This window comes from Inquilinus sp. (assembly GCF_057815775.1).
The window spans coordinates 1-8,675 of the sequence record NZ_JBYRFX010000483.1 but is presented as its reverse complement, the minus strand read 5'-3'; the positions used below and the strand labels follow the sequence as shown (position 1 = coordinate 8,675).

Here is an 8,675-nt window from a genome sequence, read left to right as displayed (position 1 = left end):
GCAATGAACATAAGTCCGTTTTCCGACATGAGCAAGGCTGAGGTCGCATTTCGGACTTCATTTTTTGCGCCCTCCCGGTCGATCTACGACAACCTATTGAACAGAATAGGATTTATGACTTTCCGAGGCGCCGCATTCGGTCAGAGCGCGATTTCGGAGTTGACGGGTTGAAGTCCGAAATCGGACCTGAGGCGTTTCGTGGGCGTTTGGCCGAGCTGATCGGCAGCGACGAGCCATTCGTCTGGGCCAAACGGCTCGGCATCCCCAACGCGACGTTCGCCAGAATGTGGAAAGAGGGCTTGGTCCCGAAAGTGGCGACGCTCGCGCTGATTGCGGACGCTCACCATGTCTCTCTCGACTGGCTGGCACTCGGGAAAGGGGCAAAACGCTCGAAAGCTGATCGAGGGAGTATCGCGCCCACTAGCAGCCAAGCGCCGCCGTCGTTCGACGTCACTCTCTCCAGGCGAATCGGGGAGGCGATTGAGCAGGCATATAGGGACGAGGGGGGGCGCCTGCCGCCGCTCGATCTGGCGACGCTGGCCGCAGAAAAGTATCAGGAAATCAGCGGATCTTCGGCCGATCCGGACGAGCGGCTGGCGATGGTGAAGCTGATGATCACGCAACTGCGCAAGGAACTACGCGCCGCCGCTTCCGACCCCACAGCTAGCAAACACTCGGCATAAGGGTACTCCGACGGGTCATTTTCGCGTTTTGCGCGATATGCGGACGAGAGCAAATTCAGCTACTCTGCGTTGCATTAAATATCATTCGTACAACCGCTTGAGTGTGGAGCCACAGCATGCAGGAACCCACAATCGCTGCTATCGCGCTCGCGCCTATCTTCGGCGCGGTCGGGGTGCTCATAGGCATCCGGACCATCCTCGGTGCGATTCTCGGCAGCGTGGGCATATCGATGGGGTTGGTCGCCGGAGGCGCGATGTTCGTCCAACTGACGCAACAGTCTCTGGGGTCCACCGGGGCGCTCGGCGCCCTCTTTGTCGGTGGCGTCGCCTTCCTTCTCTTTGCCATGGCCCGCGCCGATAAGCGCGAGAGCGCTGCGGCCACGACCAGGCCGAACTGAGCCGGCCGGCGCAGGACATGCCATAGTCCGTGCATCTCCTGCCAAATCAACCGCCCCGTTTGCTCATTTCTGCGCATTTCCTGCCAAACCAATCGGTTCGGCGATGGGACGATTTTCTGACCTATCTCAATCTCTTAGGGACGAATTTCTTCTTCTAACCGTCTGCCAAACCGATCACCCCCCTACACCTGGATCGCCACGCCCCCAATCCAATGCGGGGGCGGGGCTTACGATGACGGTGGGGTTCGAGCGATGCGGTTCTCCAGGCGGTCATCACGAGCCGACGCAATCCAGCGGCCTCGCCGATACGCCGTCGGCGGCATGCCGGTGACCTTGCGGAAGGACTGGGCGAAGGCGCCGATGCTCTCATAGCCCAGGGTCAGCGCGGTGTCGGTGACGCTCCGCCCCTCCGCCAGCAGCGCGATCGCGGCGATCACGCGCCGGCGCAGCCGCCATTGCCCGACCGACAATCCGGTTTCCTGCCGGAACAGCCGGGTCAGGCTGCGCCGCGACAGGGCGAAGTCGCGGGCCAGGGTGTCCAGGCCGCGCCGCTCAGCCGGGTCCTCCATCAGGGCGCGGACCAGCTTCACCAGCGGCGGGCTGCGCGGCAGCGGCAGGTCCAGCGCGTCGTGCTCCGCCGTGGCGATCTCGTCCAGCAGCACCGCCAGCAGCCGCTGCGTCCTGGCGCCGTCCTGCACCACGGCTGTGCCGAGCCGCTCCAGGGTTGCCGTGAGCAGCGCCGACCGGCGCAGCAGGGCCGGCCGCTCCGGCAGCCCGGCGCAGCGGGACGGCGGCAGATAGGCGCCCAGCGCCCGGAGCGGCCCATGGCTGACCGCCTCATGGTGCAGGCCGGGCGGGATCCAGGCGACATGGCCGGCCGGCATCGCCCAGGTGCCCTCGGCGGTGGTCAGCAGCAGCGCGCCCGCGGTGACCAGGAAGATCTGTGCATGGTCATGGGCGTGGCCCGGCGTGCGGTATCCGTCATCATGCTGCAACCGCAGCGGGGCAGGGGCGCCGCCGGGGGAATCGCGGTCAGCCATGGCTCTCCGATCTGGCCTGATACAGGCGATGATTGGCCATCCATCGGCAGCAGGCCATCCAGGCTGCTTGTAGCATCCAGGTATTCCAGGATGAAGGAGACGATCGATGGACCGCCCGTTTACCGTGCCCTGCCACGGTGAGGAATTGAAGCACCGGATCGCCGAAGCGATGCGCACCGTGTTCGGCGACCCGGATCGGATTCCGGAATTCTTCGCCGACGATTACGCGCAGGTGACCGATGGCGAGGTCAGCGACCGCGCCCGGTTCGAGGCCCATATCCGCCATGTCGCCGGCTCGATCCGCCCGATCAAGGTGACCGTGCTCGACGCTGTCTGGCAGGGCGATGCCATCGCCGACCGGCATGTGGTCGAGATGGTCCATGCCGATGGCCGCACGGCGGCGATCGAGGTCTATCTGTTCGGCCATCTGCGTGACGGCCGGCTGTGGCGGGTGAACGAGGTCACCCGCGTGCTGTCCGGCGACCAGGCGCTGCGCGAGCTGGCCCGGGCGGTGGAGTGAGGGCCTAACCCGCCAGATGATCCCGATACCGACGGCGCAGCTCGGTTTTCAGCAGCTTGCCGGCGGCGGTGTGCGGCAGCTCGTCGACGAAGATCACGTCATCCGGCCGCCACCATTTGGCGACCCTGCCGTCGACCCCTCGCTATGCAGCCGTTCCGCCCGGCAGATCGCGGTGCTCCGCATGGTCGCGTGGCCGCGCGGTCCGCCGCTCGGGCGACAGTTCGAACACGCCGCGGTGCAGCCGCTGCAACAGCGCCTTGCGGTCACGCAATGGCGCGAGTTCATCCCAGTCGAGCAGGCGCCCGATCCGCGTCTCGATCGACTTCCCTGACAGGTGCGTGAATTCGCGTATCAGCAAGGAAAGCCGCAGCGTCAGCGATAGCTTGCCGATGATCTTGGCAAGGCGATTGTCGCGCTCGGTCAAATTCATCGGTCGACTGACAAGGTGAAATAGGCGGCCGTTCTGGCCGGAGAAATGCACGGGAACGACGGCCGCCCTCGCTTCCTGAATCAGACGCGCGGCGAAGATCTTCCACGGCAGGTCCTTGGCCCTGCCGAACACATTCGGTGCGGTGGCGACGCCGCCGGCCGGAAACACGACGATCGTCACGCCCTGCTTCAGAAGGCGCAGCGCTTCATTGCGCATCGCGAGGTTGTTTTTGACAGCCTCTTTGGTTTCCGAGAAATCCACCGAGAGCGAATAGGCTGCTATCTCCGGCACCTTCAACAGGTCGGAGGCGAGCATGACCCGGAAGGGGCGACCCAGTTGCTCGGCCAGCGATAGAATGGCGATCCCGTCGCCGATCCCGAACGGATGGTTGGCCAGGATGACCAGCGGCCGGTCCGGCAGATCCCGTGGCGGCCATTGATCGGGGGTCCGGACGCTGACACCGATCAGATCGAGCATCCGTGCAAACACCCGATCGCCGCTCGGCACGATATCCGTGCGCCAGTGATCGTAAAGCGCTGCAAACCTGTCGCGCCCGGACAGCCCCTCGACCGTCCGAATGAACCAGCGCTGCGCCGCGTGTTGGCTTGGGTTGGCATAAGAAAGCTCGGGGAACGGCCGGCGCCGGATCTTCCGCTTCATCATGCCACCGCTCTACACCGGTTCCATGACAGGGGAATGAAGGCCGCAGCGCGTCGCCGCCGGATTAATTTCTTCTATAGAAGATAAATTCTGCTATAGAAGATTCCAAGAGGCGCCCTTCGCTGGATCGGGAGCGGAGGGTATCCATCGCAAGGACATCCGGCACAGCGCGGCGTGGAGCTGCGGAGGGATGGATCCTGCCCCGACGCAGCAATCGCAGGAACTGTGCCGCTATCGGAGGGCTTTGACGCCATGACACATCGCAATGGTCCGGACGTGGCGGGTGCCGGTACGGCCAGGTCGCAGAAACACGCCTCCGCCGGTGAGCGCCGTCTGCAAAGGACAGCGTCCGGCACGAACTTCGCACGCTACGAATTCGGCGATCTCACCGTGGTCGCCCTCCGCGACGGCTTCGTCGACATGCCGCCCAGCCGGCTGCGCCAGGCGGGCGATCATCCGATCGGATCGGATATGCCGGCCCAGGTGAGGCTGGTCGACGGGCACCTTCGCCTGTCGGTCAACGCCTTCCTGGTGATCGATCGCGACCAGACCGTGCTGATCGATACGGGGGCGGCGAATGCGTGGCTGCCGACGATGGGCTTGCTGCCCGACGCGCTGGCCGAGGCGGGCGTGGCGCGGGAGAGCATCACCACCGTCGCCGTCACCCACACCCATGCAGACCACGTCCATGGCCTGGTCGCCGCCGACGGTTCGGACGCGTTTCCCAACCTCCAGCGGCTGCTTGTTCCGCAGGAAGAGCTGCCGATGTTCGATGAATACGAACGGCTTTCCCGATTTCGACAGGCCCGTTTGCCCTTCGGGGATGGCTTCAGGCTGAGCGACAGCATCACCGCCGTCGAGGCGCATGGCCATGAAGTCGGCCACACCGCATTCGAGGTGTCGAGCGGAGGCGAGACTCTGTTGATCTGGGGGGATCTCGTCCACGTGCCCTCGATCCAGTTCGACAGGCCGGAGCTGACCTGGGAATACGACGCCGACCAGCAACAGGCGCGTATCACCCGCGCCAGGATGCTGGAGCGCGCGGCGCAGCGCGGCGTGTTCGTCGCCGGTGCGCACCTCGATTTCCCGGGTGTCGGTCATGTCGAGCGTGCCGGGCAAGCCTATCGGTTCCGGCCGCTCTGATCCGCATCCGACTCCCTGCAAGACGACGCAGGGCGTAGGGGGTGTGGGATATCCGGGCTAAGATGGCCGCTGACGCATGCGAGCGGAAAGCGGAGCCAGTTGAGCAACCTCGAACAATCCCGGCCGGGAGCACGCGATGCCGCCGGCGCTTTCGGCGACCGTGTCCGCACCATCCGCGAGCAGGCAAATCTCACGCTTGAACACCTCTCCAGATTGTCCGGGGTGAGCCGGGCGATGCTGTCCAAGATCGAACGTGGAGAGAAGAGCCCGACCATCGGCATCGCCAAGCAGATCGCGCATGCTCTCGGTGCTTCGTTCTCGTCCCTTGTCGGTGAGGAGTCGCCGACGCACCGCGCCTTCGCGCTCGTGACGAAGGATCAGCGCCAGGTGTTCCGGGATCCGGAAACGGGGTTCGAGCGCTCCCTGCTTTCGCCGATGATGCCCGGCATGACCGTCGAAGTCGTGCTTCACCATCTGCCGGCGAACACGTCGACGGGCCGTTCGCCGCCACGCCAGTCGGCGACCGCCAAGCACGTCGTTGTCTTCCAGGGCCACGTGGTCGTCGCAACCATGGACAATGAGACGGCGCTGAACGAGGGTGATTGCCTGTATTTCGAGGCGGACGTCGAACACTGGTTCGAGAATCGCACATCCAGGCCAGCCGAATATTATCTGATCATCTCGGCGCCGCCGGCGAACCGCCCGTCCTAGCGGCCTGCGTGCCGGCCGCAGGTCGCGGACCCGACCTACGTGGCGAGATGGTCCCGATACCGCCGGCGCAGCTCGGTCTTCAGCAGCTTGCCGGTGGCGGTGTGCGGCAGCTCGTCGACGAAGATCACGTCGTCCGGCCGCCACCATTTGGCGACCTTGCCGTCGAACCACTCCAGGATCTCGGCCTTGGTCGGGGCCGTGCCCTCGGCCGCCACGGCGACCAGCACCGGCCGCTCGTCCCATTTCGGGTGGCGGGCGCCGACCACCGCAGCCTCACGCAACTTCGGGTGGCCGACGGCGATGTTCTCCAGCGCGATCGAGCTGATCCATTCGCCGCCGGATTTGATCACGTCCTTGGCCCGGTCGACGATCTCGACATAGCCGCTCTCGTCCATGGTGGCGACGTCGCCGGTGCGGAACCAGCCATCCGGGGTGAAGGCGGGGTCGTCGTCGCGGTTGAAATAGGCGCCGGCGACCCACGGGCCGCGCACCAGGATCTCGCCGAAGGCCACGCCGTCCATCGGCGCGTCGCGGCCCTCGGCATCGACGATGCGCAGCTGCAGCCCGGCGATCGGCCGGCCCTGCTTGCGCTTCAGCTGCAGCCGGGCGGCGTCGTCCCAATCGGCATTCTCGCGCTTCGGCGAATTGTAGAGCCCGATCGGGCTGGTCTCGGTCATGCCCCAGGCGTGGTCGATGCGGGCGCCGTAGTCGCGCTCGAACGCCTCGATCACCGGCAGCGGGCAGGCCGACCCGCCGATCAGCAGGCGCGGCGGGCTGGTGAAGCGGCTGCCGCTCTCGCGCAGATGGTTGAGCAGCCCGAGCCAGATGGTCGGCACCCCGGCCGACAGCGTCACCCCGGTCTCCTCCATCAGCCGGTACAGCGAGGCGCCGTCCAGCCGCGGCCCGGGCAGCACCAGCGACGCGCCCATCATCGGCGCGACGAACGGGATGCCCCAGGCGTTGACGTGGAACATCGGCACCACGGGCATCACGGTGTCGACCGACCGCAGGCCGAAGGAGTCCGGCTGGTTGGCGGCATAGGCATGCAGCACGGTCGAGCGATGCGAGGTCAGCACGCCCTTCGGCTCGCCTGTCGTGCCGGAGGAATAGCAGAGGAAGGCGGCGGTGTTCTCGTCGAACTCCGGCCAGTCGAAGTGCTCGTCATGGCCGGCGATCAGCGCCTCGTAGTCCAGCACCTCGAAACGGTCGGCGAGGGCAGGGGGCAACGGCTCGGCCGACGGCTCCAGCAGCACCAGCGTCGTCAGGGAGGCCGGCAGCCGGTCGCCAATCGCGCACAGGATGGACAGGAACATCGGGTCGAGGAACAGATGGGTGTCGCCGGCATCGCCCAGGATGAAGGCGATCTGCTCCGGGAACAGCCGCGGGTTGACGGTGTGGCAGACCGCGCCGATGCCGGCGACGCCGTAATACAGCTCGAGATGCCGGTGGTCGTTCCAGGCCAGCGTCGCCAGGCGCTCGCCGGCGGCGATGCCCCGTGCCGTCAGGGCGTGGGCCAGCCGGGCGGTGCGGGCGGCGATCTCCGGATAGGACAGGTTGGCGGTGCTGCCGTCACGGCGCTGGGTGATGACCCGCGACTGCCGGTGGAAGCGGGCCGCGTAGGACAGGAAATGGATGGCCAGCAACGGGCCGTCCTGCATCCGACCGAGCATCCCGTCCTCCCATGTCGCGGCGGGCTGTGTGCGCCACCTTTGGAAAGGATAGGGGGAAACTCCTGTCGACCCCAACCGGGAAACGACGATCACCGCGGCGGCAGGGTTCCATCCAGCAGCGGCACCAGGCGGCCGAACAGGTCACGCGTCGCCGCGACCCCCAGCACCGTGACGGGCTGATCCTGGCCGGCGATGCCGCCCGCGCGGTCCGCCGTCAGCGTCCAGTCCCTGGCGGCAGCGGGCCTGGCGCCAAGCACGAACGTGGCCAGAAGCAGGATCCCGCACAGCTGCCGGGCCGGGCCGAAGGACATCCGCATCGCAGTCTCCCTCCGTCGCAGGACGCCACGGACGGATCATGACGGCGAAACGCGGCGGCGATGCGGCCGGTTTCAGGCCCCGGAAAGATCCTCAGGCCTGTGCGCGCACATATTCCCGGTCGACCGAGGAGTCGTGCACGCGGTGGTCGAAGCCGTAGATGTGCAGCGAGATCGCGATGGCGCCGCTGTCGTTGACCATCTGGTGGATGTTGGGCTGCGTCGTTGCCAGGCTGGCGATGTCGCCCGGCCGGTGCACGGCCTCCCAGGTCTTGGCCACCCGCACTTCGTCGAAGGCGCGGAAGCGGATCTCGGTGAGGGTGCCGCTGATCAGGCCGAAGGCACAGGCGCAGTGGTGGTCATGGATCGCAGTCCGGGCGCCATTGTCCCACACCATGGCCCAGACGCTGGTCTCGGCATCGCCCCACAGCAGGTTGCGGGCGTAGGTGCCGGGCCTGCGTTCCAGGTCGAGACCGCAGATCAGCCCGGGATGGGCCGTGAAATGCTCGAGCATCGCCTGCGGCGATCCGCCGAACTCCGGCAGGGTCTTCAGCGCCGGGCGCCACCGGGCGGTGGGCCGGAAGACATCTGATGTGGCTGCGTGAGTCATGGTCGCCCTGCTTCTCGATCGCTGAGAACAGGGTATGCCCGGCCGGCGGGAACCAGATTGCGTTGTTGAAGGAAATTGGTTCGTCCTGAGCAAATGGATTTCGCTCATAGCCGATTGGGTGAAATCTGCTTCCCAGTTTGTCTTTTTCGGTGGTTTTCTATACCCAGAGCAGAAATCTGCCAGAGAAAGGAAGCCGTGCCGTGAGCCCGCCGACATCGCTCAAGCTCGACGAAATCGACCTCAGGATCCTGAAGGCGCTGCAGACTGATGCGACGATCGCGCTGGCCGACCTCGCGGTGAAGGCCGGCATCTCCGCCACGCCATGTTGGCGCCGGGTGCAGAAGCTGGAACAGGCGGGCATCGTCCGCAAGCGCGTGGCCCTGCTCGACAAGGCGGCCCTCAATGTCGGCGTGACCGTGTTCATCGCCATCCGCACGAGCCACCACACCGTCGAGTGGATCGAACGCTTCGGCAGTGCGGTGCGCGACATCCCGGA

The 8,675-nt window shown here is 66.1% G+C and carries 11 protein-coding genes; 6 read left to right on the top strand and 5 right to left on the bottom strand.

Going from position 1 to position 8,675, the window contains the following annotated elements; all coding sequences use genetic code 11:
- Positions 1–167 precede the first annotated feature (167 nt).
- Together AC3XYG_RS17205 and AC3XYG_RS17200 are read left to right on the top strand one after the other, a co-directional pair.
- Entirely contained in the window at positions 168–683 is a 516-nt protein-coding gene (locus AC3XYG_RS17205; protein ID WP_489141075.1) for a helix-turn-helix domain-containing protein, read from the top strand.
- Between the two features lie 116 nt (positions 684–799).
- Positions 800–1,081 (top strand): hypothetical protein, encoded by a 282-nt coding sequence (locus AC3XYG_RS17200; RefSeq protein WP_489141074.1) that lies wholly within the window; start codon positions 800–802, stop codon positions 1,079–1,081.
- 227 nt (positions 1,082–1,308) lie between these two features.
- On the opposite strand, the gene AC3XYG_RS17195 is transcribed toward AC3XYG_RS17200, so the two are convergent.
- On the bottom strand, positions 1,309–2,121 hold the full coding sequence (locus AC3XYG_RS17195) for an AraC family transcriptional regulator (RefSeq protein WP_489141073.1): 813 nt from the start codon (positions 2,119–2,121) through the stop codon (positions 1,309–1,311).
- Between the two features lie 106 nt (positions 2,122–2,227).
- Between AC3XYG_RS17195 and AC3XYG_RS17190 the strand changes: the two genes are divergently transcribed.
- Positions 2,228–2,641 carry a nuclear transport factor 2 family protein gene (locus AC3XYG_RS17190; RefSeq protein ID WP_489141072.1) on the top strand — a complete coding sequence of 138 codons (414 nt, stop codon included), beginning with the start codon at positions 2,228–2,230 and terminating at the stop codon, positions 2,639–2,641.
- Positions 2,642–2,783: 142 nt separating this feature from the next.
- On the opposite strand, the gene AC3XYG_RS17185 is transcribed toward AC3XYG_RS17190, so the two are convergent.
- Positions 2,784–3,734, bottom strand: a complete 951-nt coding sequence (locus tag AC3XYG_RS17185; RefSeq protein WP_489141071.1) for a 1-acyl-sn-glycerol-3-phosphate acyltransferase — start codon at positions 3,732–3,734, stop codon at positions 2,784–2,786.
- 249 nt (positions 3,735–3,983) lie between these two features.
- Here AC3XYG_RS17185 and AC3XYG_RS17180 point away from each other — a divergent pair, with 249 nt between their 5' ends.
- Together AC3XYG_RS17180 and AC3XYG_RS17175 are read left to right on the top strand one after the other, a co-directional pair.
- The gene (locus AC3XYG_RS17180; RefSeq protein ID WP_489141070.1) at positions 3,984–4,874 is read left to right on the top strand and encodes an MBL fold metallo-hydrolase; all 891 of its coding nucleotides are present in this window, start codon (positions 3,984–3,986) and stop codon (positions 4,872–4,874) included.
- Positions 4,875–4,973: 99 nt separating this feature from the next.
- Positions 4,974–5,585: a helix-turn-helix domain-containing protein gene (locus AC3XYG_RS17175; RefSeq protein WP_489141069.1), complete on the top strand. Its 612-nt coding sequence runs from the start codon at positions 4,974–4,976 to the stop codon at positions 5,583–5,585.
- Positions 5,586–5,620: 35 nt separating this feature from the next.
- Here AC3XYG_RS17175 and AC3XYG_RS17170 read toward each other — a convergent pair whose 3' ends face one another.
- From AC3XYG_RS17170 to AC3XYG_RS17160, 3 genes are all read right to left on the bottom strand, one after another.
- Complete coding sequence (locus tag AC3XYG_RS17170; protein WP_489141068.1) at positions 5,621–7,255, bottom strand: long-chain fatty acid--CoA ligase; 1,635 nt, start codon at positions 7,253–7,255, stop codon at positions 5,621–5,623.
- A gap of 89 nt (positions 7,256–7,344) precedes the next feature.
- Complete coding sequence (locus tag AC3XYG_RS17165; protein ID WP_489141067.1) at positions 7,345–7,572, bottom strand: hypothetical protein; 228 nt, start codon at positions 7,570–7,572, stop codon at positions 7,345–7,347.
- Positions 7,573–7,663: 91 nt separating this feature from the next.
- Positions 7,664–8,179, bottom strand: a complete 516-nt coding sequence (locus tag AC3XYG_RS17160; protein WP_489141066.1) for a cysteine dioxygenase — start codon at positions 8,177–8,179, stop codon at positions 7,664–7,666.
- A 200-nt stretch (positions 8,180–8,379) separates the two neighbouring features.
- On the opposite strand from AC3XYG_RS17160, the gene AC3XYG_RS17155 reads away from it, so the two are divergent.
- The coding region (locus AC3XYG_RS17155) for an Lrp/AsnC family transcriptional regulator (RefSeq protein WP_489141065.1) at positions 8,380–8,675 on the top strand (296 nt) is incomplete at its 3' end.